The organism is Micromonospora sp. WMMD754 (assembly GCF_049315235.1).
In the GTDB taxonomy this organism is placed as follows: Bacteria; Actinomycetota; Actinomycetes; order Mycobacteriales; family Micromonosporaceae; genus Micromonospora; species Micromonospora sediminicola.
Window position 1 is genome coordinate 2,476,133 of record NZ_CP186058.1, and the last position, 23,741, is coordinate 2,499,873.

The following is a 23,741-nucleotide window of genomic DNA, read 5'->3' on the forward strand; positions in this document are numbered from 1 at the left end:
CCGTCGGTCCTCGGCACGGTCGGTGAGCGGGTGCCGGACGTCGAGCGGATCGCCGTGCTGCGTGCCAACGCGCTCGGCGACTTCATCTTCGTGCTGCCGGCGCTGGACGCGCTGCGGGCCGCGTACCCGTCGGCGGAGATCGTGCTGCTCGGCGCGCCGTGGCACGCGGCGCTCTGGCGCGACCGGCCCGGCCCGGTGGACCGGGTGCTGGTGGTGCCGCCCGCGCCCGGCCTCCGGGACCCCGGCCCGGACGAGAGCCCGGCGGACCCGGCGGAGTTCCTGGCCGCCGCCCGGACCGAACGGTTCGACCTGGCGTTGCAGGTGCACGGCGGCGGCGCCAACTCCAATCCGTTCGTCACCGGGCTCGGTGCCCGGGTCACCGCCGGGCTGCGGGCGGACGGCGCGCCGCCGCTGGACCGCTGGTTGCGCTACGTCTACTACCAGCACGAGGTGATCCGCTATCTGGAGGTGGCCGCCCTGGTCGGGGCGCCGGCCACCACGATCACCCCGGCGCTGGCGGTGACCGACGCCGACCGGACCGAGGCCGCCGAGGTGCTCGGCGCGCCCGAACGGCCCCGGGTGGCGCTGCACCCGGGCGCCACCGACACCCGGCGGCGCTGGCCGGCGGAGAGCTTCGCCGAGGTCGCCCGGGCGCTGGCCGGGGACGGGTACGAGGTGCTGGTCACCGGCACCCCGGCCGAGCGGGAGACGGTCGACGCGGTCGTCGCGGCGGCCGGCGTGCCGGTGCGCCCGCAGGTCGGCACGCTCAGCCTCGGCGCGCTGGCCGCGGCCTACGCGGACTGCGCGCTGGTGGTCTCCAACGACACCGGCCCGCTGCACCTGGCCGCCGCGGTGGGCGCGCCCACGGTCGGGATCTTCTGGGTCGGCAACCTGATCAACGGGGCCTCACCGCTGCGCGGCCGGCACCGCCCGATCGCCGCCTGGACCACGCTCTGCCCGGTCTGCGGCGTCGACTGCACGCCGGGGATCTACCCGCACCGCCCGGGCGACGGCGAGTGCCCGCACCGGGTGTCGTTCGTGGCCGACGTGCCGGTCGCCGAGGTGGTGGAGGCGGCCCGGGAGCTGCTCACACCTCCGCCGTCGACTCGCTGAGCACGACCTCCCACGCCTCCACGTCCCGCTCGGTGACAGTGGTCGGCGACTCCAGGTGGTAGGCCCCGCTGGGCAGCACACCGGCGCCGCCGTGGCGCTCCAGCACGGCGAGCTGGGCGGCCACGTCCTCGCCCTGGTGCCGCTCGGGCAGCCGCTCCCAGAAGTCGAAGCCGCCGCACTCGACCAGCTTGGCCCGGTCGTAGAGCACGCAGCCGCCGATCCAGGAGACCTTGTACGCCCGCCACGCGCCCGCCGGCAGGTTCAGCTTCTCGGTGACGTGCAGCAGGTTCGCCGCCGGATGGATCGACGCCCGGTGCCACTCCGGGGTGCCGGGGCGGATCCGCTCCGGCTCCGGCCGGCCCGGCCACTCCTCGTAGTGCCGGTGGCTGTCGGGGCGGACGTCGTCGGCGTAGGAGAGCCCGTGCACGGCGTTGCCGACGAACCCGCAGCCCAGCTCGTCCAGCGCGGTGACCAGGCGGGACAGGGCGCCCGGCTCCAGCCACACGTCGTCGTCGAGGCAGAGCACCGCGTCGGCCGCCGACCGGGACAGCAGGTAGGAGCGGTGCTCGGCCAGCCCGCGTCGGGGCAGCCGCCGGGTCAGCAGCACCGGGTGCCCCCGGTGGCGCAACGCCCGGACCATGGTGGCCGCCGCCGGGTGCGCGTACGCGGGGTCGCCGTCGGACTGGTCGCTGACCACCACCCCGAACCCGGGTACGCCCTCCTGGGCGGCCAGCCCGGAGAGGGTGACCGCCAACTCGGCCGGCCGGTTGCGGGTGGGGATCAGCACGTCCAGCCGACGGGGCCGGCGGAACTGTTCGGGCGTGCCCGGGTCCAGCGGTCGGGTCACGCCGGCCTGCCCTCGCCCACGGCGGGAAGGTGCGGGTCGGGCACGGCCTCACGGTGCTCGCTGGCCGCCTGGGCGCGGATGCGGTCGATGATCGCCGAGGTGGAGCGGTCCGGCACGTACCCGAGGGTGCGCACCTGGCCGCCCAGCCGCCGGACCAGCGGCGCCTCCGGCACCATCTCCGGCGGGTAGTCGCCGCCCTTGACGTAGACGTCCGGGCGGACCGCCTCGATCAGGCGGGCCGGCGAGTCCTCCTCGAACACCACCACGTGGTCGACGCAGGCCAGCGCGGCCAGCAGGGCGATCCGGTCCTCGACCGGGTTGACCGGCCGGTCCGGGCCCTTGAGCCGCCGCACGCTGCCGTCCGAGTTGACCGCCACGATCAGCAGGTCGCCGAGCGCGCGGGCCTGGGTCAGGTAGCGGACGTGCCCGGGGTGCAGCACGTCGAAGCAGCCGTTGGTGAACACCACCGAACGGCCGGCCCGGCGGTGGTCGGCGACGAGCGCGGTCAGCTCCTCGGCGCCGACCAGGGCCGGGTGCCCGGCCTCCTCACCGCCGGTGCCCAGCGCGGCGAGCAGGTCCTCCCGACGGCACACGCAGGTGCCGGTGTCGGCGACCGTGATGGTCGCGGCGAGCTGGGCGAGCTGGGCGGCGGTCGGCAGGCCCGCGTCGGCGGCGAGCGCCAGCGTCATGGCCGCCAGGTACGCGTCCCCGGCGCCCACCGCGTGGCTCGCCGGGACCGGGGTGCTGTGGCTGCGCCGGGGCGAGCCGTCGGCGCCGCCGACCACCGCGCCCTCGGTGTCCAGGGTCACCGCCACCACGTCCGCGCCGGTGTGGGCGCGCAGCTCGGGCAGGCGTGACTCGGCCAGCACCGCCCGGTCCACGCCCTCGCCGGCCGCCGCGTTCACCGTCACCCCGGTGCCGGTGACGCTGAGACCGTCCCCGGTCAACGCCACCCGCTCCTCGCCGGGTGTCGGCTCACCCGTCGGCCCGGCCGGACCGCCGGTGGCGGCCGTCGCGGCGGGCGCTCCGGAGGTCGGGTGCGGGCCGCCCGTGGTCCGCTCGCCGGCCCCGCCGGGTGCGGCGCCCACCACCAGCTCGGACGGGCCGTCGGCCTCCGCCGGGTGGTCGAGGTGCAGGTCGCCGCCGCCGCGGACGGCACCCCGTTCGGCGTGCGCGAAGCCGGCGGCGGCGCGGGCCAGCAGCCGGGTCGCCTCGGCGAAGCTCGGGGTCACCACGGTCGGGTTGAGCCCGCGCCAGTCGGCCAGGTCGTGCGCGTCCAGCGCCACCGTGCCGTACCGGTCCCGGTTGGCGACCAGCCAGGCGCGTACCGCCGAGGGCAGCGCGCCCAGGCCGTAGTCGCAGACCACCAGCGTGAGCGGATGCCCGGCGGCCACCGCGCGCAGCTCCTCGGTGGCGCAGTGCAGCGCGGTCAGCAGGCGGGCCACCCCGTCCTCGTCGAGCGCGTCCTCCGGGCCGCCGGAGTCCTCCCGGAGCAGGATCTGGTTGCCGGCGAGCATCCGCCGCTTGACCGGGGTGGGACGGCCGGGCTGACTCACCGTCCGGTCCCAGACCGCCGCGCGGTCCAGGCAGTCGTGCAGCTCGTCACCGGCCACGTCGGCGCCGACCGGGGCGACCAGCGCGGCCCGCCCGCCGAGGGCGGCGACGTTGACCGCGGTGTTCGCGGCGCCGCCGGCCGCGGAGATCCGGCGGCGCAGGGTGAGGACCGGCGCCGGGGCCTCCCGGCAGAGCCGCTCCGACTCGGCGAACCGCCACTCGTCCAGCATGGCGTCGCCGACGACCAGCACGGGACGCCCCTGCCAGCTCGCCACCACGGTGGCCAGCCGGCGCTCTTCCGCTGCTGCTCCTGCCATGCCCCTCCGGGTCCCCCCGCGCCGACCGGCCAAACCTGCGCGCCGGCCGGGCGGGAGTGCGACGCGGGCCACCGACGGCGTCCGGTTTCGGGGTATCGGCCGGGGGAACCGTGCAGACACACCCCGGAGAGGAGAGAGCAGCATGGCAGCGACACTTCAGGGCAAGCGGATCGCCTTCCTGGCCGCCGACGGCGTCGAGGAGGTCGAGTACACCAAGCCCCGGGAGGCGGTGGAGAACGCCGGCGCCCAGGTGGAGCTGGTCTCCATCGAGTCCGGCTCGATCCAGGCCTTCAACCACCTCGACCACGGCAAGCAGTACCAGGTGGACGTCACCACCAAGGAGGCGGACGCCGGGGCGTACGACGGGTTGGTGCTGCCCGGCGGCGTGGCGAACCCGGACTTCCTGCGGACGGACCCGGAGGCGGTCCGGTTCGTGAAGGCGTTCTTCGACGCCGGCAAGCCGGTCGGGGTGATCTGCCACGGCCCGTGGACGCTGGTCGAGGCGGACGTGGTGCGGGGCCGCACCATCACCTCCTGGCCGAGCCTGCGCACCGACCTCACCAATGCCGGCGCCACCTGGGTCGACCAGGAGGTCGTCACCGACAACGGCCTGGTCAGCAGCCGTAAGCCGGACGACCTGCCGGCGTTCTGCGCCAAGATCGTGGAGGAGTTCGCCGAGGGCCGGCACAGCGCCCGCTGAAACCCGACCACCCACCGGGGGCATGATCCGCCCCCGGTGGGATAGGAAGCGGGATGACCGCCCAGGCCGCTCGTCCCGCCCTGCCCGCCCGCCAGATCCGCCTGCTGATGTTCGGTCTGATGACCGGAATGCTGCTGGCGGCGCTCGACCAGACCATCGTCGGCACCGCGCTGCCCACCATCGTCGGCGAGCTGGGTGGGATCAACCACTACTCCTGGGTGGTGACGGCGTACCTGCTGGCGTCGACCGCCTCGACGCCGCTCTACGGCAAGATGGCCGACCTGTACGGACGCCGGCCGGTCTTCCTCTTCTCGATCGGCACGTTCCTGCTCGGCTCGTTGCTGGCCGGCCTGTCGCAGGACATGACCCAGCTGATCGTCACCCGGGGGGTGCAGGGCCTGGGCGCGGGTGGCCTGATGACGCTGGCGTTCACCATCATCTCGGACGTGGTCTCCCCCCGGGAGCGGGGCCGCTACCAGGGTCTGTTCGGCGCCGTGTTCGGCCTGTCGTCGGTGGCCGGTCCGTTGGTCGGCGGCTACTTCGCGGAGACCAACTGGCGCTGGATCTTCTACATCAACGTGCCGCTGGCGATCCTCGCCATCGTGGTCTGCTGGCACGTCATGCGGCTGGTGCCGTTCCAGCGGCGCGAGCACACGGTCGACTGGGTCGGCGCGGCTCTGCTGGTCGCCGGCGTGAGCTGCCTGCTGCTGGCGCTGAGCTGGGGTGGCAACGAGTACGGCTGGGGCTCTGGCGTGATCGTCGGGCTGTTCGTGGCGGGCGCGGTGCTGGGCGTGCTGTTCCTGCTCCAGGAGGCCCGGACCCGGGAACCGATCCTGCCGCTGCGGCTGTTCCGCAAGCGGACGTTCGCGCTGGCCAACTCGGCCGGCTTCGTGCTCGGTCTGGTGATGTTCGGGTCGATCATCTTCATCCCGCTCTACCTCCAGATCGTCAAGGGCGCCTCGCCGACCCGCAGCGGTCTGCTGATGCTGCCGATGATGGCCGGCATCATCGTCACGTCGATCGTCACCGGCCGGGCGATGAGCCGCATCGGCCGGTACAAGTGGTTCCCGGTGGCCGGCGCGGCCGTGCTGGTGGTCGGCATGCTGCTGTTCCGGCAGCTCCAGGTGGGCACCTCGCTCTGGGCCGCGTTCGGCTACATGGTGGTGATCGGCGTCGGGCTCGGCCTGTGCATGCAGTCGTTGATCCTGGCGGTGCAGAACGCGGTGGACGTCCGCGACCTGGGCGCGGGCACCTCGTCCGCGACGTTCTTCCGGTCGCTGGGCGGGTCGTTCGGGGTGGCGATCCTGGGCGCGGTGCTGTCGTCGCGGCTCACCGCCGAGCTGTCCGACCGGCTGCCGGGCGCGATCGCCCAGCTCCCGCCGCAGCAACGGGCGGCGGTGGCGGCCGGCGGCACGGAGAACATCTCGATCAACGACCCGGCGACCATCCTCGCCCTGCCCGGTCCGGTGCGCGCCGCGATCCAGGCGTCGTTCGTCGAGTCGCTGCACCTGGTCTTCCTGACCACCGGCCTGATCGCCGTGCTGGCGGTGCTGGTCACCCTCGCCATGCCGAACCACCAGCTGCGCGGCGCCGGCCCGCAGGGCTCGACCGGCGGCGCGGACCCGCTGGGTGGGAAGGCCGCCGCGCCGGGCGGCAAGCCGCTGCCGAAGGAGTCGAAGGACGAGGCCGCCGCCGACATGGAGGCGAAGTCGCAGACGATGCTGTGAGCCGCCCTACTTGAGGATCAGGCGGTTGGTCTGCTCGAAGACGTCCAGGTCGGCGAGCGTCTCGTGCACGCTCGACGAGAGCGGGGTCGGGAACTCGTCCGGGTGGAAGAAGCCGGCGTCGGTGGTCTCGTCGGTGAAGCGGGACAGCTCCCCGTCCCACTCGTCGACCCGGAACGCGGTGGTGAAGACCTGGTAGGTGTGCCCGTACATGTTGGTGTGGGTGCGGTCCGGGCCGGTGTAGAGCGCGAACGCGCTGACCCGCAGCGCGCGCAGGCCGATCTCCTCGCGGACCTCCCGGACCGCGCAGTCGGCGATCGACTCGCCCAACTCCATCGCGCCGGCCGGCAGCGCCCACTGGCCGTTGTCGGAGCGCTGGATCAGCAGCACCCGGGCGGCGTTGCCGCGCACCACGGCGCGGGCGCCGACGAACATCAGGGTGCGGTCACCGGCCAGGGCGCGGAGCTGCCCGACGTACGAGTCGGCCCACGAGATGCTCACCCGGACAATCTACGCACCGATCCCGGCCGGGCTCGGCCGATCCGGGGGGTTCCGTTCGTGTGACCGGCGACACTACGTTGTTACCCATGCGTAGCACGATGATGGAAGCCCCCCTCCAGGTCGCCCGGATCCTCGAACACGGCTCCACCGTGCACGGCGCGGCGGAGGTGGTCACCTGGACCGGTGCCGAGCCCCGCCGGATGACGTACGCCGAGGTGGGTCGCGCCGCCGCCCGGCTGGCCCACGCGTTGCGCGACGAGTGCGGCGTGACCGGCGACGAGCGGGTCGCCACGTTCATGTGGAACAACAACGAGCACCTGGTGGCCTACTTCGCGGTGCCGAGCATGGGCGCGGTGCTGCACACGCTCAACATCCGGCTCTTCCCCGACCAGGTCGTCTACATCGCGAACCACGCCGAGGACCGGGTGGTGCTGGTCGACACCACGCTCATCCCGCTGCTCGCCCGGGTGATCGGCGACATGAGCACGGTGCGGCACGTGGTGGTGGTCGGCGGTGGCGACCCGGCCCCGCTGCTGGCCGCGGCCGGCGACCGGATCACCGTGCACCACTGGGACGCACTGCTGGCCGACCGTCCGGACCGCTACGACTGGCCCGAGGTGGACGAGCGCGACGCGGCGGCGCTCTGCTACACCTCCGGGACCACCGGCAACCCCAAGGGCGTGGCCTACTCGCACCGCTCGATCTACCTGCACTCGCTCCAGGTGTGCATGCCGGAGGGCTTCGGCCTCGGCCCGAAGGACCGGGAGCTGGCCATCGTGCCGATGTTCCACGCCATGTCCTGGGGCCTGCCGTACGCGGCGTTCCTCTCCGGCGCCTCGCTGATCATGCCGGACCGCTTCCTCCAGGCCGAGCCGATCGCCGCCATGATCGCGGCCGAGCGGCCCACCCTGGCCGGCGCGGTGCCGACCATCTGGACCGACCTGCTGGCCTACTTGGACAGCCACGACGTGGACACGTCCTCGCTGACGGAGGTGATCGTCGGCGGTTCGGCCTGCCCGCCGGCGCTGATGCACGCGTTCCACGACCGGCACGGCATCGAGGTCATCCACGCCTGGGGCATGACCGAGATGTCCCCGCTCGGCTCGGTCTCCCGCCCGCCGGCCGGCGCGACCGGCGACGACGCGTGGGGCTACCGCTACACCCAGGGCCGGGTGCCGGCCGGCGTGGCCGCGCGGATCGTCGGCCCGCTGGGCGAGCCGCTGCCCGCGGACGGGACGTCCGTGGGCGAGCTGGAGGTCCGCGGGCCGTGGGTGACCGCCCAGTACGTCGGGGACGACGTGCCGGACGAGGAGAAGTTCCGGGACGGCTGGCTGCGTACCGGGGACGTCGGCACGCTCTCGCCGGACGGCTACATCACGCTGACCGACCGCGCGAAGGACGTGATCAAGTCCGGCGGGGAGTGGATCTCGTCGGTCGAGCTGGAGAACGCCCTGATGGCGCACCCGGCGGTGCTGGAGGCCTGCGTGGTGGGCGTGCCGGACGAGCGGTGGGACGAGCGTCCGCTGGCCACCGTGGTGGTCCGCGAGGGCGCCTCGGTCAGCGCGGAGGAGCTGCGCGACTTCCTGGCCACGTCGGTGGCCCGCTGGCAGTTGCCGGAGCGCTGGGCGTTCATCGACGCGGTGCCGAAGACCAGCGTGGGCAAGTTCGACAAGAAGGTGGTGCGCTCGCGGTACGCGGACGGCGGGCTGGAGGTGCGCGAACTGACCGCGCCGTAACACTTTCCGGCGTACCGTCGCCAACACGGGTAGGAACACGATCCCAACGGACATTCCTCCCAGAGGGCGGCCCCGGCGTTCGCACCGCGCCGGGGCCGCCCGTCCGTTACGGGGTGACCCGCACCGTCATTGTTGCGAAACTTGTTCGCCTCTGTCCCGATGTCGGGGAAATCCGGTTGCCTACTCGTCGGCGGTGCTCACGAGCACCTTGCCCACCACGCTGTCCTGCACCGCCTGCTGCGCGGCGGCGGCCTCCGCCAACGGATACCGGTGCAACGGCAGGCCCGCCTGTTCGCCGACCCGGACCGCGCCCTGCGCCACCGCCGCGGCGATGTCGGTGACCGCCTGCGCCTTGGCCACCTTCGGGGCCGTGTAGACCAGCACGAACTGCCAGCGCGCGTTCGGGCCCATCAGGGGCCGGATCGGCAGCGTCACCTCGTCGCCGCCGTCGTCGGCGTACACGCAGACCGCCGCGCCGGTGCGCAGGATCTGCACGTCGGCGGCGGCGTTGCGGGCGGCCGAGACCTCGACGATCGTGTGCACCCCGTCGGGCGCGACCTTGCGGACCTCCTCGACCACGTCCTGCTCGCGATAATTGATCACGAAGTTGGCCCCGGCCGCCGCCGCCAGCTGCGCCTTCTCCGGGCTGCTCACCGTGGTGATCACGCAGGCGTCGGCCCAGCGGGCGAGCTGGATCGCCGCGTTGCCCACCGCGCCCGCCCCGCCCTGCACCAACACCACGTGGTCGCTCAACGCGCCGGCGTGCAGCTTGTCCGGCATGAACTCGCCGGCGGTCAGGCACCGGTGCGCGGTCATGAACGGGATGCCCAGCGCCGCGCCCAGGTCGAACGAGGCCGAGCCGAGCGGCACCGCGTGCCGGACCGGCACCACGGTGTATTCGCTGGCCGTGCCCCAGGGCCGCTGCCAGGCCGCCTCCCAGACCCAGACCCGCTCGCCGATCAGGATCCGGTCCACGCCCTCGCCGACCGCCTCGATCACGCCGGCGCCGTCCTGGTGCGGGATCTGCCAGCCGGCCGGCAGGGGCCACGCCTGGCGGGCCTTCCAGTCGGTCGGGTTCACCCCCGACACCGCCATCCGCACCAGCACCTCGCCGGGGCCGGGCTCCGGCACCGGCCGGTCCACCAGCTGGAGCACCGAGGCGTCCCCGCTGCGCTCGTACACGATCGCCTTCATCGTCGTCCCTCCGCCGTCGTCGTGGGTGCGCTACCCGAAGGTCGCGCGAACATGCCGACCCCGCCTCAGCCCAGCTCCGCCAGCAGTTCCGGGGTGAGCGCGCCGATCGAGGGGAGCAGCACGGCCGCGAGCGCCTCGGCGTCCGGGTCGAGCGGGTACGACCCGTGCGGCACCGCCACCACCCGACAGCCCGCCGCGGCGGCCGAGCGGACACCGTTCGAGGAGTCCTCCACCGCCACGCACCGGCGCGGGTCGACGTCCATCCGCTCGGCCACCGCCAGCCAGACGTCCGGCGCCGGCTTGCCCCGGGCGGTCTCCTCGGTCGACAGCGTTGCGACGAACGCGCCGGCCAGGCCCGTCGCGTCCAGCGCCGCCGCGATCAACCGGCTCGGCGAGGAGCTGGCCAGCCCCAGCGGCCACCGCGCGGCCGTCCGGCGCACGACCCCGTCCGCGCTGTCGATCAGCGGTACGCGTCGCGCGTACCGCTCGGTCATCTCGGCCACCACCTCGGCGGCCACCTGCTCGGCCGACCGGTCGACGCCCAGCTCGTCGCTGAGGTACGCCGCCCACTCGCCGGTGCTCATGCCCATCAGCCGGCGCTGGGTGTCGGGCTGCCAGACGCCGCCGTGCTCGGCCACGTACGCCCGGCGGACCTCCTCCCAGACCGGCTCGGAATCCACGATCACGCCGTCGAGGTCGAAGAGCACCGCGTCCACCATGACGCCATCCTGCCCCAGCCGGCGGCCCGGTTCAGCCCGGCAGGGTCACCCCGGCGGAGCGCTGCGCGGGCAGACCGATCGGGGCCTGCGGCGGGATGATCGTGCGGCACCGGGTGGCGATCGGGTCGAGCAGCTCCCGCAGCCGCGCGGTGCGCTCCGCGCCCAGCGCCCGCCACGGGCCCGACGCGGCCCGGTCGGTGGCGTCCTCGACGCTCCGGAACGTCTCGGTGGCGTGCGCGGTGGGCTCCCGCTCGGGGGTCAGCCACCCCTTCTCGACCAGCCGCTCCTCCGCGGCGGACCACTGCTCGTCGGTCCAGCCCCGGGCCGGCTGGTGGAACTCGCGCGACTGGTCGACCCGGCACCGCCAGGCCACCACCTCGACCGGCTCCAGCCCGGTGGTCACCAGCGCCGCCACGTGCCCGTCGCCCCGGTGTTCGCGCAGCGTCGCGGCCGCCTGCCAGAGGCGGGCCAGCGGGTACTCCCCGCGGGGCAGGGCGGCGTTGACCGCGCCGAGCACCCGACCCGCCGTGTCCACCCGCCCGGCCGCCTCCTCCAGCAGCTCGGCGGCCTCGACGAGGTGGGACTCGGGCAGCTCGTAGGTGAACTCGGCGAGCGCCTGCACCGCACCGGTGAGCCGGGCGCGCAGCGCCTCCTCCGGCGTGGCCAGCCGCCACACCGACGGCAGCGCGCGGGCCACCATCGGCGGCGCGAAGCTGAAGAAGGCGGCCGTGACCGTCGGCGCGTCCACCGGCCCGAGCGGCGCGGCCCGGCCGGCGAAGTAGCCGCGCCAGTAGCCGCGCAGCCCGACCGCCTCGAACGCGGCCCGGGCGCGCGGGTGGAAGTAGGTCACCGCGTGGACCGGCTCGAAGAGCGTCCACATCCGCCGGGCCATCCCGGCATCGTCCAGCGCCGCCACGTTGCACCTCCGCGTCGGTGGGCAGTCGCCGTGGGCGGACGTGCCGCCCACGGTGACCACGAACCTACTGCCGGTGGGTGACCGGGCGGAAGCCTGGAGTGATCTACTGCGCAGCCAGCACGTCGACGACGAAGCGCAGCGGCCCGGCCGGACGGCCGCCCGAGGCGTCGTTGCCGTAGGCCAGGTCGGCCGGGAGGTCCAGCTGCACCCGGCTGCCCACCGGCACGCCGACCAGGCCCTGGTCCCAGCCCTTGATGACCTGGCCCACACCGATCTGGAAGGTGGCCGGCTGGCCGTTGTCCCAGGACGCGTCGAACTGCTTGCCGTCCTTGTAGAACACGCCCACGTAGTTCGTGGTGATGGTCTGGCCGGCCTTCACCGCCGGGCCGGTGCCCTTGACCAGCGTCGTGACGGTCAGCTTCGTCAGGTCACCCGAGCCGGCCTGGACGGTCGGCTTGGTCTTCAGCGCCGGGTCGGTGCCCGCGGGCAGCTCCGGGGCGGGCGGCGCGGCGGGCTCGACCGGGGCGCTGGGGCTGGCCGAGGTGGCGGTGGCGGGCTTGTCGTCGTCCCCGCTGTTCAGCCAGACCAGACCGCCGACCAGGGCCACCACGGCGAGCACGCCGGCGGCCGCGCCGAGCATCGACTGCCGGCGGCGGCGCGCCTCGGCGGCCTTCTTCTCGGCCAGCTGGGCGGCCAACCGCCGCTGTGCCTTGGTGGCCGGGGCCTGGCCCGCCGTCCGGTTCTCCACACGCTCGCTCACGTCGACTCCCTGCAGGTGGGTGGATGCGCGCAAACGGTACCCGCCCACACGCCCACTGTGAGAAAAGGCGGGGGCCCTTCTTAACGCATTCGGTATGGGCGGGGCCCCTTCTTCACACCTCAGTCCTCGACGGGCACCACCATGAAATCGGTGACGAACCTCGCGACCCGGTCGTCCGCGTCCCGGCCGATCCAGGTGCCGTAGCAGCCGTCCCCCCAGCCCGACCAGACCGCCACCACGTTCGCGCCGGTCGCCTCGTCCACGACCGCGTCGACCAGGCCGGGCACCGGACCAGGGGCGGAGCCCCCGTCCCCGGCGATGAAAACCTCCTCGATCCGGTCGTAGTCCCAGTCCTCGATCACGGCGAGAGCGTCGCGGTCGGCGAGCGTGCCGGTGCCGGCGTCCACGCCGTACCCGAAGAAGCCGTCCGGTCCCAGCTCGCTGATGTCCTGGCCGTCGACGACGGCCATCTCCCACCGCGAGACCGGCTCGTCCCGGACGACGACCTCCAGCGCCGCGACCCGCCGGTCGGTTTCGTCGCCGTCGCGGCGGACCGACGACACCCAGGCACGTGCCGGGTAACGGCCGGGGGCGACGGCGACCGTGTACGGGTCGCTCTCCGGGCAGACCAGCGGATCGCACCCCACCAGCCGGCCGGTCGGCAGCACGACCTCACCGGCAGGGTGCGCCTCGATCACGTGCACGGCCGTACCGTCCTCGAACCGGGCGCCGGGGGTGAGCAGCCGCTCGAAGTCTGGGGTGTACGGCATGGGAGGTGTCCTTTCGTCGGCCGACGGCCGGCGGAGCGTACCGGCGGCGGCTGACAATCCACGGAGGTACGTTCTCGACCATGGCGATCCTCACCGAAGAAGATCTGGCCCTGCTCGGCGAGCCGCAGCTCGCGCACGTGGCCACGATCGAGTCCGACGGCACCCCGCACGTCACCCCGGTCTGGGTGGACACCGACGGCGAGCACATCCTGTTCAACACGGCAAAGGGACGGCAGAAGTACCTCAACATGGCGCGCAACCCGGTGGTCGCGGTGTCGGTGGTGGACAAGGCGGACGACTTCCGCACGCTCTGGGTGAAGGGCACCGCCGAGTTCGTCACCGAGGGCGCCGACGAGCACATCGACCGGATGGCGAAGAAGTATCTGAACCAGGACGCGTACCCGTGGCGCCGCCCCGGCGAGGAACGCGTCATCGTGCGCGTCACGCCGACGGAGAAGCTCGGCCGCGGGTGACAAGAGGGGGCCCCGCCTATACCGGAGGCGTTAAGCGGGGGCCCCTCCTTACACCTCAGGCCGTCTTCTTCTTCGCGGCGGTCTTCTTGGCGGGGGTCTTCTTCGCCGCGGTCTTCTTGGCGGCGGTCTTCTTGGCCGGTTCGGCCTTCTTCGCCGCGGTCTTCTTGGCGGGGGCCTTCTTCGCGGCGGTCTTCTTCGCCGAGCGGGCCGACGAGATCGGGGTCGGCTCGGCCCCGCCGCCGGACGGCGCCTCGCCCCGGGCCGCCCGGGCCCGCTCGACCGACGCCTTCAGCGCGGCCATCAGGTCCACCGCGGCGGCCGGCGCTGCCTCTTCCTCCTCCGGCTGCACCACCTCACGGCCCTCGACCTTGGCGTCGATGACCTCCTGCAACGCGGCCCGGTAGTCGTCGGTGAACGCGTCCGGCTCGAACTCGCCGGCCATCGAGTCGATCAGTGAGCTGGCCATCGCCAGCTCCGGCGGGCGGACCTTCAGGTCCTCGTCCAGGAAGCCGAAGTCCGGCCGGCGGATCTCGTCCGGCCAGAGCATGGTGTTGAGCAGCAGCACGCCCTCGCGTACCCGCAGGGTGGCCAGTTGCTCCCGCTGGCGCAGCGCCACCTTGACGATCGCCACCCGCTCCGAGTCGGAGAGCGCGTCGCGCAGCAGCACGTATGGCTTTGTCGCCGAGCCCTCCGGCTCCAGGAAGTAGGCCTTGTTGTAGAGGATCGGGTCGACCTGCTCGGCCGGCACGAACTCCAGCACGTCGATCGCGTGCGAGGTGCTCAACGGCAGGTCCGCGAAGTCCTCGTCGGTGAGGATGACCATCTCGCCGCCGCCGATGTCGTAGCCCTTGGCGATGTCGTCGTAGGTGACCTCCTCGCCGCAGACCGAGCAGGTGCGCTTGTAGCGGATCCGGCCGCCGTCCTCCCGGTGCACCTGGTGGAACCGGATGTCCTTCTCCTCGGTGGCCGAGTAGACCTTCACCCCGATCGACACCAGGCCGAACGACACCGCTCCTTTCCAGATCGCCCGCATCCCGCGCTCCTCTCCCCGGTTGACCACCAGAATCGCAAACGATCGAACGGGACGCACGCGCTTCCGCGCGCAACTACAGTCAGGAGGTGCCCGGCGCGCCGTTGAAGCCGATGCTCGCGATGACCGGGCAGCTCCCGGCCGGTGCCGCGTGGGCGTACGAGTTCAAGTGGGACGGGGTCCGCGCGCTCGCCGACATCTCCCACGGCGACCGGCACTTCTACGCCCGGTCCGGCGTCGAGATCACCACCGCGTACCCGGAACTGCTCAACCTGGCCGAGCAGGTCGACGACGCCCTGCTCGACGGCGAGGTGGTGCTCTTCACCGACGGGCAGCCCTCGTTCACCGCGCTGGCCGAACGGATGCACGTGCGCAACCCGGCCAAGGCGGCGCGGCTGGCGGCGACCGTGCCGGTCACGTACATGATCTTCGACCTGTTGCGGCTCGACGGCGTGGACCTGACCGCCCGGCCCTGGCGGGAGCGGCGGGCGGCGCTGGAGTCGCTCGGGCTCGGCGCGGCCCGGTGGGCGGTGCCGCCGGTCTTCGGCGACGGCCCGGCCACCTACGCGGCGGCCGGCGAGCACGGGCTGGAGGGGGTGATGGCCAAGCGGGTCGAGTCGGCCTACCGGCCCGGGGTGCGCTCGCCGGACTGGGTGAAGGTCAAGCTGGAGGTCACCGGCGACTTCGTGGTCGGCGGCTGGCGACCGGGCGCGCGTCGGATCGGCGGCCTGCTGGTCGGGGTGCCCGGGCCGGACGGGCGGCTCGTCTACCGGGGGCGGGTCGGCGGGGGGATCGGCGCGGCGATCGAGCGGGAGCTGCTGCGCGAGTTGGAGCCGCTGCGTGCCGACGCGTCGCCGTTCGCCGCCGGCGTGCCGCGCGAGGATGCCCGCGGCGCGATCTGGGTATCACCCCGGGTCGTGGTGGAGGTGAAGTACGGCCAGCGCACCCCGGACGGCCGGCTGCGCTTCCCGCGGATCCTGCGCCTGCGCCCGGACAAGCCGCCCGAGGAGGTCGACGATGCCGGCTGACCGCTTCAAGGTCGAGGTCGAGGGGCGCTCGCTGGAGCTGTCCAACCTGGACAAGGTGCTCTTCCCGCAGGCTGGTTTCACCAAGGGCGAGGTGATCGACTACTACACCCGGATCGCCCCGGTGCTGCTGCCGCACCTGCGCGACCGCGCGCTCACCCGGATCCGCTTCCCCAACGGCGTGGACGGCGGCTCGTTCTTCGAGAAGAACGCGCCCGCCGCGACCCCCGGTTGGGTACGCACCGAGAACCTGCCCGCCCCCGGGTCGAGCAAGGGGCGGGAAACCATCGACTACGTGGTCTGCGACGACCTGCCCACGCTGGTCTGGCTGGCCAACCTGGCCGCGCTGGAGCTGCACACGCCGCAGTGGAAGATCGGCGCCCACCCGGACATGATGGTGGTCGACCTGGACCCGGGCGCCCCGGCCGCGCTCAAGCAGTGCTGTCAGGTGGCGCTGCTGATGCGCGACCGGCTCGCGGCCGACGGTGTCGAGGCGTACCCGAAGACGTCGGGGAAGAAGGGCATGCAGCTCTGCTGCCCGATCGCCGGCAGCCAGGACGCCGACGTCGTCTCCGACTACGCCCGGCGCATCGCGCAGGAGCTGGAGAAGGCGCACCCGAAGCTGGTGGTGTCGAAGATGGCGAAGAACCTGCGGCCGGGCAAGGTCTTCATCGACTGGAGCCAGAACAACGCGGCGAAGACCACCGTCGCGCCGTACTCGCTGCGCGCCCAACCGGTGCCCGCCGTCTCCACGCCGCTGACCTGGGACGAGGTCGAGGCCGGCGCGGCCGGCAAGCGCCCGTCGACGAAGCCGTACACGGCCACCGAGGTGCTCAGGCGGGTGGAGAAGCAGGGTGACCTGCTGGCGCCGCTGCTCGACGGCGGTCCCGAGCTGCCCGCCCGCTGAGGCGCCACCACGCGCCGCCGACCAGGAGCAGCACGATCACGCTGATCGCGACGTCACCCACCAGGGCCGCCGCCGGGCCCGCCGGGGAGTAGGTCGGCACCTCGTACGCGAACGCGGCCACGACGAGCACGCTCGCCGAGCCGGCGGCGAGCACCTGCCGCTGTCCCCAGCCGGGCCGCCGGGACCAGCGCGTCAGCAGGACGGCGGTGACCGCGGCGAGCGCGGCCGCGAGCCCGACGCCCGGCCAGCCCGGCACGATGCCGGCCCCCACGTACGCGACCAGCACGACCAGCGCGGGCCACACCGGGTGCGGCGCGGCCGGCGGGCCGGCGTCGGCGTGCGGTCGCCCGGCGTCGGCGTGCGGTCGCCCGGCGTACCGGCGGTGGAGCAGGGCGGCGGTGACCAGGGCCAGCGCCAGGCCGGTGGCGAACGCCAGCTGGACCGGCGCGGCCAGGAAGCCCTTGCGGCCGCCGTCGTCGGCGAAGACCAGCAGGCTGCCGCCGAGCCAGAGCAGCGCGGCCACGACCAGCCCCGGGCGACCCAGCCAGGCCCGCGACCGGCGGCCCGTCCCGAGGTACGACTCGACGAGTGCGATCGACGCGCAGATGGTCAGCGCCACGTGGTTGCCCACGTAGTCGACCGCCTGTCGGGCGCTGAACCCGAGGCCGGGCACGAGCGTCGCCTCGGCGACGGATCGGGTGTCGGCGAACTGGGTGTCGTCGAGGAACCCGGGATTGAACAGCGACTGGTCGACCAGGCCGGCCTGGACCACGCCGAAGGCGGCGGCGAGCAGGACGATCCCGGGCCAGCCCAGCCCGAGCCGCCGGGCCGTCTCGCGGATCAGCAGCGCGGCTCCGCCGTACATCGGGGCGAGCACGAGCACCACGAACGGCATGCCGGTGAGGGTGAATCCGCCCCAGGAGCATTCGGCGGTCCAGGGCGCGAGCAGCAGCAGCGCGACCGCCGGCGCGAGTCGCCGGCGCAGGGGTTCGGTCGTCATGCCCGCACCGTCCCGCAGCCACCCGGCCCGCCGATACGGCCATCGGCCGACCGGGCCCGCGACCAAAGTCGACGGCCGTGGACCCGGCCGGCAGCAGGCCCGGCCTAGAGCGCGAAGAGCAGGGCGGCGTCGACGAGGATGACCACCGCGGTGGCGAAGTGGATGCCGAAGGCGACGGCCCGGGTGCCGCCGTTCCGCAGCACCACGATGGTGTCGCCCAACGGGTTGAGCGCGACGACCAGCATGTACCAGGCGACGGCGTCGGCGCTGGTGAACGCGATCAGCGCGAGGCCGAGCAGGCCGTAGCTGAGGTCGCGCAGGCCCTTGACGGTGAGGTAGGCGGTGCCGCCGCCCGGGGTGGCCGGGACGCCGTAGCCGGCGGCGGAGGCGCGCGGTGCCAGGAGGAACCGGGCGCCGATGAAGACGCAGAAGAGGCTGAGGACGATGGCGAGCCCGTAGGCGACGGGGGTGAGCATGGTCGACTCCGAATCTAGCGACGCTAGGAATGATGGCGACGCTAGCAGAGCATCGACAGGTTGGCTAGCGGTGCTAGAGTCAGGGTCATGTCGATTCAGGCCCGCCGGGAGCGGGAGCGGGCGGAACGCGAACGGGCGATCATCGCCGCCGCCCGGGACCTGGCCGAGTCGGAGGGCTGGGACGCGGTCACCACCCGCCGCCTCGCCGCCGAGATCGAGTACAGCCAGCCCGTGCTCTACAGCCACTTCACGGGCAAGGACGCGATCATGGCGGCGGTCGCCGTGGAGGGCTGCGGCGACCTGGCCGCCGAGCTGGCCGCCGCCCGGGCCGCCGCGACCGACGCGCGGGAGGCGGTGGCCGGCATCGCCACCGCGTACGCCGCCTTCGCCGAACGCCGGCCCGCGCTCTACGACGCGATCTTCACCCTCCCCGTCGCCCTCTCCTTCGCCAGCCAGGACACGCCCGTCGAGCTGGCCCGCGCCTTCGCCGAACTGGCCGAGACGCTGCGGCCGTTCGCCGGAGACGACGACCTGGAGACCTTCACCGAGACGTTCTGGAGCGGGCTGCACGGCCAGGTCACGCTGATGCGCGGCGGCCGGCTGCGGCGGGCGGAACACGAGCGGCGGCTGGCCCTCCTGGTCGACCGGTTCGCCCGGCTAGGGTGAGCGGACCGCCAGGGAGGAGCACGCCCGATGGCCACCCACGCACCAGCCGCCGTCGCGACCGACGAGCCGCTGCTCAGCTACGTCGACGGCGCCACCGGCGAACGCACCGACCTGACCGCGCCGCAGCTGGGTGAGTGGGCGGCCCGCAGCGCCGCGCTGCTCCGCGACGGCTGCCGGCTGCGCCCCGGCGACCGGGTGGCGGTGCTGTTGCCGCCGCACTGGCGTACCGCGGCGGTGCTGATCGGCGCCTGGTCGATCGGGCTGGCGGTCTCCTTCCGGCCCCGCGCGCTGGCCGGGTTGCCGGTGCTGGAGCCGGGGGCGGACCGGCCCTACGACGCGGTGTTCGTGACTCCGGAGCGGCTCGACGACTGGCTGGAGGACGTGCCCGAGGGCACGCACCGCTACCTGGTGGGCACCGGGTCGGGCCCGCTCGACGAGGCGCCGTTGGGTTGGCTGGACTGGTCGGCCGAGGTGCTCCGGCACCCCGCCGACGCGCCGGACCACACCGCCGTCGACCCGGCCGGCCCGGCGACGGCGGACGGCACCAGCTTCGGCGCGTGGCGGCGACTCGCCGCCGAGATCGCCGAGCAGCTGCACCTGCGCCCGGGGGACCGTTTCCTGGTCGACCCCACCGAGCACGAGCACCCCCTCACGTGGCTCCTGGCCCCCCTCTCCGCTCGCGCCACGATCGTCATCCACTCCCCGTCGCGCTGATTTCGCACGTGCCGCCCCTCCGCCGGGGGATCGACGGCCCCTGCCGGCTGCCCGACCGCATGATCGACGGCGCGACGGGGAAGCGGGCCGGATGACGGAGGTGTGGGGAGAGGTTCAGCGGATCGAGGCCGGGGAGCTGAGCGTCGGATACGTCGACGCGGGACCGGCGGACGGGGACGTGGTCGTGCTGCTGCACGGGTGGCCCTACGACATCCACAGCTTCGCCGAGGTCGTGCCCCGGCTGACCGACGCCGGGCGGCGGGTGATCGTGCCCTACCTGCGCGGATTCGGGCCGACCCGGCTCCGGGACGCCGGCGCGCCGCGCAACGGCCAGCCGGCGGCCCTGGCGCAGGACACCCTGGACCTGATGGGCGCGCTCGGGGTGCAACGGGCGACGCTCGCCGGGTTCGACTGGGGCGCACGTACCGCCGACGTGATCGCCGCCCTCCGACCGGAACGCTGCGCCGGGCTGGTCTCGGTGAGCGGCTACCTGATCGCCGGCCAGGAGGCGGGCCGGACGCCCCTGCCCCCGCCGGCGGAACTGTCCTGGTGGTACCAGTTCTACTTCGCCACCGACCGGGGACGCGACGGGTACGACCGCAACCGGCGGGACTTCGTCCGGCTCATCTGGCGGACCGCGTCGCCGCGGTGGCACTTCGACGACGCCACGTTCGACCGGAGCGCGGCCGCGCTGGACAACCCCGACCACGTCGACGTGGTGATCCACAACTACCGGTGGCGGCTCGGGCTCGCCGAGGGCGAGGCGCGGTACGACGAGTGGGAACGGCGGCTGGCGGCCAACCCGGACATCACGGTCCCCACCGTCACGCTCGAGGGCGACGCCAACGGCGCCCCGCACCTCGACCCGTCCGTCTACGCGGCCCGCTTCACCGGCCCGTACGAGCACCGCACCGTGACCGGCGGTATCGGCCACAACCTCCCCCAGGAGGCACCCCGGGACTTCGCCCAGGCCATCCTCGACCTCCCCTGACACCCGCCCCCGCCTCGCCCTGCCCCGTCCCGCTCTCGCCCGCCCTCGGGCTCGCTCGGTATTCGCCGATCTTGGACTTGTGGCACCTGCCAAAGGCTGCGAAGCCGACATTCGAGGCGCCACAATTCCAAGATCGACGGTGGGGTGGTGTGAGGGCGGGGGAATGGGGTTGACCTGGGGGAGGGGGTGGGGCCTACTGCCGGAGGGCCGGGCCGTGGGGTCGGGCGTGACGGCGGTGGGTGACAGGGGTGGACTGTGGACGGGACGGACGGGCTGGTCTGGCGGGAGTTCGGCGACGAGGACCTGCCCGCGCTGACCGGCCTGGTGCAGGCGTGCCTCGCCACCGACGGCGGGTTGCCGCTGTTCGCGCGTACCCCGTTGCTGCGGGCACGGCTGGTGCAGACGCGTACCCACGGCGCCTGGTCCGGTGACGGACCGGTCGCGGCCGTCGGGGTCGGCACCGGGCGGACACCCGCCACCGCCACCGGGCTGGTGCACCCGGCGTGGCGCGGGCGTGGGCTCGGCGGCGCGCTGCTGGACTGGGCGCAGGAGCAGGCGGGCGACGCGGGACTGCTGCACACCACCGAGACGTGGACCGTCGGCGCGGAGGAACTGTTCGACGCGCGCGGCTGGACGCGGACGTTCCTGGAGTGGGTGCTGCGCCACGACCTCGACGCGTTGCCCGACGTCCCCGCGCCGGACGGCGTGACGGTGGAGCGGGCCACGCTCGGGTCGGAGCTGTTCGCCACCTACCGTGCCTCGTTCGCCGACCGGCCCGGCTTCGTCGAGCCCGACGCCGAGGAGTGGTTGGGCGACCTGCGGGACGACGAGGACCACCGGCCGGAACTGACCCTCATCGCACGCGGGCCGGACGGCCACGCGGCCGGTTTCGTCACCGTGCTCGACACCTGGATCGACCAGGTCGGCGTGGTGCCCGCATGGCGGGGCCGGCGGGTCGGGGCATACCTGGTGGCGCGCGTGCTGCGCGGGCTCGCCGGGGCGGGCGCGGACGCCGCGTGGCTCTGCGTCAACGACGACAACCCGGCGGCCGGGCTGTACCGGCGACTCGGCTTCGCCGACGCCGGCCGCCGCGCCCGCCACCTGGCGCCGCTGAGGGCGCGCTGAGTGAGTCGTTTTCGGCATCAGCTCGAAAGGGGGCGGACAGCGGTCCCGCCCCGCACCCCGCGGGGGGTGTTGTGAACGCCGGTGACGTGGTCTTATGTCGGGACGACGACGTCATCGACCCGCAGCTTTGACAACCCCGCGTCGCTACTCCTTTCATGCCTCTCGAAAGGTGCAACGATGCACAGGAAACCGACGATCCACCTGGCGGTGTTCGCCGCTGCCGCCGCCACATTCCTGACCTCCGGGGGAGCGTCCGCCACGGCCGCACCCGTGGGCCCCTCCGCCGAGGTCGCCGCCTGCGAGCCGGGCGCCGACACGCACAGCGTCGCCCGGGTCCGCGAGGGCGCCACCGCCCAGGAGCCGGAGCTCTACTCGAAGAACGAGGCGAACGCGTACGGCGTGATCAAGGACGCCCCGCGCCTGGCCAACGGCAGCGTCACCATCCCTACCGTGTTCCACATGGTCTCGGACCACCCGTTCAGCGCGGCCGAGACGGCCCGCTGGAACACGCTCATCGCCGCGCAGATGACCGTGCTCAACGACTCGTTCGCCGGGCGCACCGCGGCCGACGCCTCGGACACGCCGTTCCGGTTCTCGCTGGTCGACACCACCTGGACCGTCAACAGCGCCTGGTACACGGTGGTGCCCGGGAAGAACGAGCGCGACATGAAGAAGGCGCTCTACACCGGCGACTCCCGCACGCTCAACGTCTACGCGGCGAACATCGGTGACGGGCTGCTTGGCTGGGCGTACTTCCCGAAGGGCTACAACAACGGCCGCGACTACATCGACGGCGTGGTCATGCTCGACGAGTCGATGCCGGGCGGCACCGCCGGCAAGTACGCGCTCGGCGACACGCTGACCCACGAGGTGGGGCACTGGCTGATGCTGGAGCACACGTTCGCGCACGGCTGCTCCGCCTCCGGCGACTTCGTCGCCGACACGCCGCGTGAGGCGGCGCCGCAGTTCAACTGCCCGGTCGGCGCGGACACCTGCACCGCGCCGGGGCTGGACCCGATCCACAACTTCATGGACTACACGCAGGACTCCTGCATGAACATGTTCACCCCCGGCCAGGCCGACCGGATGAGCGACGCCTGGGTCGCCTTCCGCGCCAGCGGCCTCGGCTAACGCGTTCCTTGTAAGGGGCTGGTGGGCTATGTCCCGCCAGCCCCTTTACGTTTCTCCTCATCGCCGGTTGAGCCAGGGCGCGCGTCGCGAGCAGGGCGCGGTGTGGTCGGCCGGCAGGGCACACCGGCCGCCGCCGGGCAGTCGGCGGTCGCAGAAGACCCAGTGGCGTACGCCCTGCTGGTCCTCGGCCGAGACGGTCACCCCACCCGGCTCGACGCGTGCGCTGAGCCGGGCCAGCACCCGGGCGGCGGTCCGGGCGAGGATCCGGGCCCGGAGCAGGTCGGGTGCGGTGACCGGTAAGTGAATCACCCAGCGGTCGCTCATCGGTAACGGTGGTTCGCCGACTGGGCGCTCTGCCAGGCGCGCAGCGCGTTCTTGATCCGTACGTCTTCCTCTTGCACCGCGACTAGGGCGGTCTGCGCGACGGTGAGTTCGTCGGCCACGCGGTGCAGGAAGGTGCGGATCTCGACGGGGTCGGGGCCGCGCCGGCGCACGTTGAAGCACCGCTCACGAATCTGCCAGGGCCGGAGGGGCTGTCTCTGGTTGGCTGCTGCCATCGGTGGTCTTTCCTCGCGTCGGCTCACCAGCCGACGGATCAGGTCGCGCACGGGGGACCGCCCCTCGTCGGGTCGCGTCGAAGTGGAGGGGGCGGCCTCCGCCGGTTGCGGGCGACGGAGACCGCCCCGCCCTGCCACCGCAGCCTCAATCGGCGGTACGGCAGCAGGGCCGCGCCGGGGGAGCGCGGTGGGTGGGGTCTCAGCGGCGATGCGAGACCGGTACGAGAGGCGCCAACCGACCGCAGCAGCACCGCATCACCGAGAGCGACGCTATTGCCACCGAGTCACCTATGTCAAGCATGTCTTCGAGTCAGCTACCCACTTATGTCATTCGTGCTACGTGTGTTGCCTGCGTCGAAACGGCCGATCAATACTGGGTGGGCCAACCGACTGCAAGGGGCCCCACGTGCCTATTCCGCCCACGATGGACGAGCTGCTCGACGCTCTCATGAGGAAAATCAAGGACGGAACGTACCCGCCCGGCTCGCAGCTCCCCTCGGGACGGGCGCTTGCAGACGAGTACGACGTCTCGCAGTCCACGATTAGCCGGGCGGTGGCCAGGTTGCGGCAGCAGGGTGTGCTGGTCGGCCGCCCCGGGCGCGGCGTTTTCGTCGCAGAACCTGGAAGGCGCTGACTAGCTCCGGCTTGTGATCTCGCCCGGCAATGCGCCCACGCCCGCTCAAGGAGGCGAGTCGCTGGCCCAACCGCAGCCGTCACCGACTGTCGGATCCACGACAGGAGGCTGTGGGTAGCGGCGGGTGGACCAACCCGTCATTCGCCTGGAACCACCCCGGC

Annotated in this window: 26 protein-coding genes; 13 read left to right on the forward strand and 13 right to left on the reverse strand. The window is 73.4% G+C overall.

The features are described from left to right. Window positions 1–30 precede the first annotated feature (30 nt). Entirely contained in the window at window positions 31–1,113 is a 1,083-nt protein-coding gene (locus tag ACN27B_RS12060) for a glycosyltransferase family 9 protein (protein ID WP_422745938.1), read from the forward strand. Here ACN27B_RS12060 and ACN27B_RS12065 read toward each other — a convergent pair. Together ACN27B_RS12065 and rfaE2 are read right to left on the reverse strand one after the other, a co-directional pair. After that, the gene (locus tag ACN27B_RS12065) at window positions 1,088–1,960 is read right to left on the reverse strand and encodes a glycosyltransferase (protein WP_099162848.1); all 873 of its coding nucleotides are present in this window, start codon (window positions 1,958–1,960) and stop codon (window positions 1,088–1,090) included. The genes ACN27B_RS12060 and ACN27B_RS12065 overlap by 26 nt on opposite strands. Continuing rightward, the gene (gene rfaE2 / locus ACN27B_RS12070; RefSeq protein WP_253865995.1) at window positions 1,957–3,831 is read right to left on the reverse strand and encodes a D-glycero-beta-D-manno-heptose 1-phosphate adenylyltransferase; all 1,875 of its coding nucleotides are present in this window, start codon (window positions 3,829–3,831) and stop codon (window positions 1,957–1,959) included. Before rfaE2 ends, ACN27B_RS12065 begins: the two co-directional genes overlap by 4 nt. Window positions 3,832–3,973: 142 nt before the next feature. Here rfaE2 and ACN27B_RS12075 point away from each other — a divergent pair, with 142 nt between their 5' ends. Together ACN27B_RS12075 and ACN27B_RS12080 are read left to right on the forward strand one after the other, a co-directional pair. Further along, a complete protein-coding gene (locus tag ACN27B_RS12075) occupies window positions 3,974–4,531 on the forward strand; it encodes a type 1 glutamine amidotransferase domain-containing protein (RefSeq protein ID WP_099162847.1) in 558 nt (185 codons plus the stop codon). 53 nt (window positions 4,532–4,584) lie between these two features. After that, on the forward strand, window positions 4,585–6,258 hold the full coding sequence (locus tag ACN27B_RS12080; RefSeq protein WP_091583402.1) for an MDR family MFS transporter: 1,674 nt from the start codon (window positions 4,585–4,587) through the stop codon (window positions 6,256–6,258). Between the two features lie 6 nt (window positions 6,259–6,264). Here the strand turns inward: ACN27B_RS12080 and ACN27B_RS12085 are convergent, their stop codons facing one another. Then, window positions 6,265–6,756, reverse strand: coding sequence for an NUDIX domain-containing protein (locus ACN27B_RS12085; RefSeq protein WP_422744971.1), 492 nt, complete (start codon window positions 6,754–6,756; stop codon window positions 6,265–6,267). An 86-nt stretch (window positions 6,757–6,842) separates the two neighbouring features. Between ACN27B_RS12085 and ACN27B_RS12090 the strand changes: the two genes are divergently transcribed. Then, a complete protein-coding gene (locus ACN27B_RS12090; protein ID WP_422744973.1) occupies window positions 6,843–8,492 on the forward strand; it encodes a fatty acid--CoA ligase in 1,650 nt (549 codons plus the stop codon). Window positions 8,493–8,672: 180 nt separating this feature from the next. On the opposite strand, the gene ACN27B_RS12095 is transcribed toward ACN27B_RS12090, so the two are convergent. The 5 genes from ACN27B_RS12095 to ACN27B_RS12115 all read right to left on the reverse strand — a co-directional run bounded on the left by ACN27B_RS12095 (window position 8,673) and on the right by ACN27B_RS12115 (window position 12,851). Further along, window positions 8,673–9,686, reverse strand: coding sequence for an NADPH:quinone reductase (locus tag ACN27B_RS12095; RefSeq protein WP_099162845.1), 1,014 nt, complete (start codon window positions 9,684–9,686; stop codon window positions 8,673–8,675). Between the two features lie 65 nt (window positions 9,687–9,751). Next, the gene (locus ACN27B_RS12100) at window positions 9,752–10,405 is read right to left on the reverse strand and encodes an HAD family hydrolase (protein WP_422744975.1); all 654 of its coding nucleotides are present in this window, start codon (window positions 10,403–10,405) and stop codon (window positions 9,752–9,754) included. Window positions 10,406–10,436: 31 nt separating this feature from the next. Beyond that, on the reverse strand, window positions 10,437–11,297 hold the full coding sequence (locus ACN27B_RS12105; protein WP_422745941.1) for an SCO6745 family protein: 861 nt from the start codon (window positions 11,295–11,297) through the stop codon (window positions 10,437–10,439). 127 nt (window positions 11,298–11,424) lie between these two features. Continuing rightward, the gene (locus ACN27B_RS12110) at window positions 11,425–12,114 is read right to left on the reverse strand and encodes an FKBP-type peptidyl-prolyl cis-trans isomerase (protein WP_371682305.1); all 690 of its coding nucleotides are present in this window, start codon (window positions 12,112–12,114) and stop codon (window positions 11,425–11,427) included. 86 nt (window positions 12,115–12,200) lie between these two features. Further along, window positions 12,201–12,851: a DUF4241 domain-containing protein gene (locus tag ACN27B_RS12115; protein ID WP_422744977.1), complete on the reverse strand. Its 651-nt coding sequence runs from the start codon at window positions 12,849–12,851 to the stop codon at window positions 12,201–12,203. A gap of 80 nt (window positions 12,852–12,931) precedes the next feature. Here ACN27B_RS12115 and ACN27B_RS12120 point away from each other — a divergent pair, with 80 nt between their 5' ends. Continuing rightward, on the forward strand, window positions 12,932–13,324 hold the full coding sequence (locus ACN27B_RS12120) for a PPOX class F420-dependent oxidoreductase (protein ID WP_091583372.1): 393 nt from the start codon (window positions 12,932–12,934) through the stop codon (window positions 13,322–13,324). Between the two features lie 55 nt (window positions 13,325–13,379). Here the strand turns inward: ACN27B_RS12120 and ACN27B_RS12125 are convergent, their stop codons facing one another. Further along, window positions 13,380–14,357, reverse strand: a complete 978-nt coding sequence (locus ACN27B_RS12125; RefSeq protein WP_099164803.1) for a Ku protein — start codon at window positions 14,355–14,357, stop codon at window positions 13,380–13,382. A gap of 86 nt (window positions 14,358–14,443) precedes the next feature. Here ACN27B_RS12125 and ligD (ACN27B_RS12130) point away from each other — a divergent pair, with 86 nt between their 5' ends. Further along, window positions 14,444–15,382, forward strand: a complete 939-nt coding sequence (ligD, locus tag ACN27B_RS12130; RefSeq protein WP_422744980.1) for a non-homologous end-joining DNA ligase — start codon at window positions 14,444–14,446, stop codon at window positions 15,380–15,382. Then, complete coding sequence (gene ligD, locus ACN27B_RS12135) at window positions 15,372–16,286, forward strand: non-homologous end-joining DNA ligase (RefSeq protein WP_099162839.1); 915 nt, start codon at window positions 15,372–15,374, stop codon at window positions 16,284–16,286. The genes ligD (ACN27B_RS12130) and ligD (ACN27B_RS12135) overlap by 11 nt, the downstream gene beginning before the upstream one ends. Here the strand turns inward: ligD (ACN27B_RS12135) and ACN27B_RS12140 are convergent. Then, window positions 16,213–17,286 carry a hypothetical protein gene (locus tag ACN27B_RS12140; RefSeq protein ID WP_099162838.1) on the reverse strand — a complete coding sequence of 358 codons (1,074 nt, stop codon included), beginning with the start codon at window positions 17,284–17,286 and terminating at the stop codon, window positions 16,213–16,215. The two genes, ligD (ACN27B_RS12135) and ACN27B_RS12140, sit on opposite strands and share 74 nt — an antisense overlap. A gap of 104 nt (window positions 17,287–17,390) precedes the next feature. Beyond that, a complete protein-coding gene (locus tag ACN27B_RS12145) occupies window positions 17,391–17,762 on the reverse strand; it encodes a DUF4267 domain-containing protein (protein ID WP_099162837.1) in 372 nt (123 codons plus the stop codon). 87 nt (window positions 17,763–17,849) lie between these two features. Here ACN27B_RS12145 and ACN27B_RS12150 point away from each other — a divergent pair, with 87 nt between their 5' ends. From ACN27B_RS12150 to ACN27B_RS12170, 5 genes are all read left to right on the forward strand, one after another. After that, a complete protein-coding gene (locus ACN27B_RS12150) occupies window positions 17,850–18,428 on the forward strand; it encodes a TetR/AcrR family transcriptional regulator (protein WP_099162836.1) in 579 nt (192 codons plus the stop codon). A gap of 27 nt (window positions 18,429–18,455) precedes the next feature. After that, the gene (locus ACN27B_RS12155) at window positions 18,456–19,142 is read left to right on the forward strand and encodes a TIGR03089 family protein (RefSeq protein WP_422744983.1); all 687 of its coding nucleotides are present in this window, start codon (window positions 18,456–18,458) and stop codon (window positions 19,140–19,142) included. A 91-nt stretch (window positions 19,143–19,233) separates the two neighbouring features. Beyond that, window positions 19,234–20,133, forward strand: coding sequence for an alpha/beta fold hydrolase (locus ACN27B_RS12160; protein WP_422744985.1), 900 nt, complete (start codon window positions 19,234–19,236; stop codon window positions 20,131–20,133). Between the two features lie 255 nt (window positions 20,134–20,388). Next, a complete protein-coding gene (locus ACN27B_RS12165; RefSeq protein WP_422744987.1) occupies window positions 20,389–21,258 on the forward strand; it encodes a GNAT family N-acetyltransferase in 870 nt (289 codons plus the stop codon). Window positions 21,259–21,435: 177 nt separating this feature from the next. Next, window positions 21,436–22,389 carry a zinc metalloprotease gene (locus ACN27B_RS12170; RefSeq protein ID WP_422744989.1) on the forward strand — a complete coding sequence of 318 codons (954 nt, stop codon included), beginning with the start codon at window positions 21,436–21,438 and terminating at the stop codon, window positions 22,387–22,389. Window positions 22,390–22,446: 57 nt separating this feature from the next. Here ACN27B_RS12170 and ACN27B_RS12175 read toward each other — a convergent pair whose 3' ends face one another. Beyond that, window positions 22,447–22,713, reverse strand: coding sequence for a hypothetical protein (locus tag ACN27B_RS12175; protein ID WP_238447883.1), 267 nt, complete (start codon window positions 22,711–22,713; stop codon window positions 22,447–22,449). After that, window positions 22,710–22,946: a DivIVA domain-containing protein gene (locus ACN27B_RS12180; protein WP_422745944.1), complete on the reverse strand. Its 237-nt coding sequence runs from the start codon at window positions 22,944–22,946 to the stop codon at window positions 22,710–22,712. Before ACN27B_RS12180 ends, ACN27B_RS12175 begins: the two co-directional genes overlap by 4 nt. Before the next feature lie 424 nt (window positions 22,947–23,370). Here ACN27B_RS12180 and ACN27B_RS12185 point away from each other — a divergent pair, with 424 nt between their 5' ends. Further along, a complete protein-coding gene (locus ACN27B_RS12185; protein WP_422744991.1) occupies window positions 23,371–23,580 on the forward strand; it encodes a winged helix-turn-helix domain-containing protein in 210 nt (69 codons plus the stop codon). Window positions 23,581–23,741 lie beyond the last annotated feature (161 nt).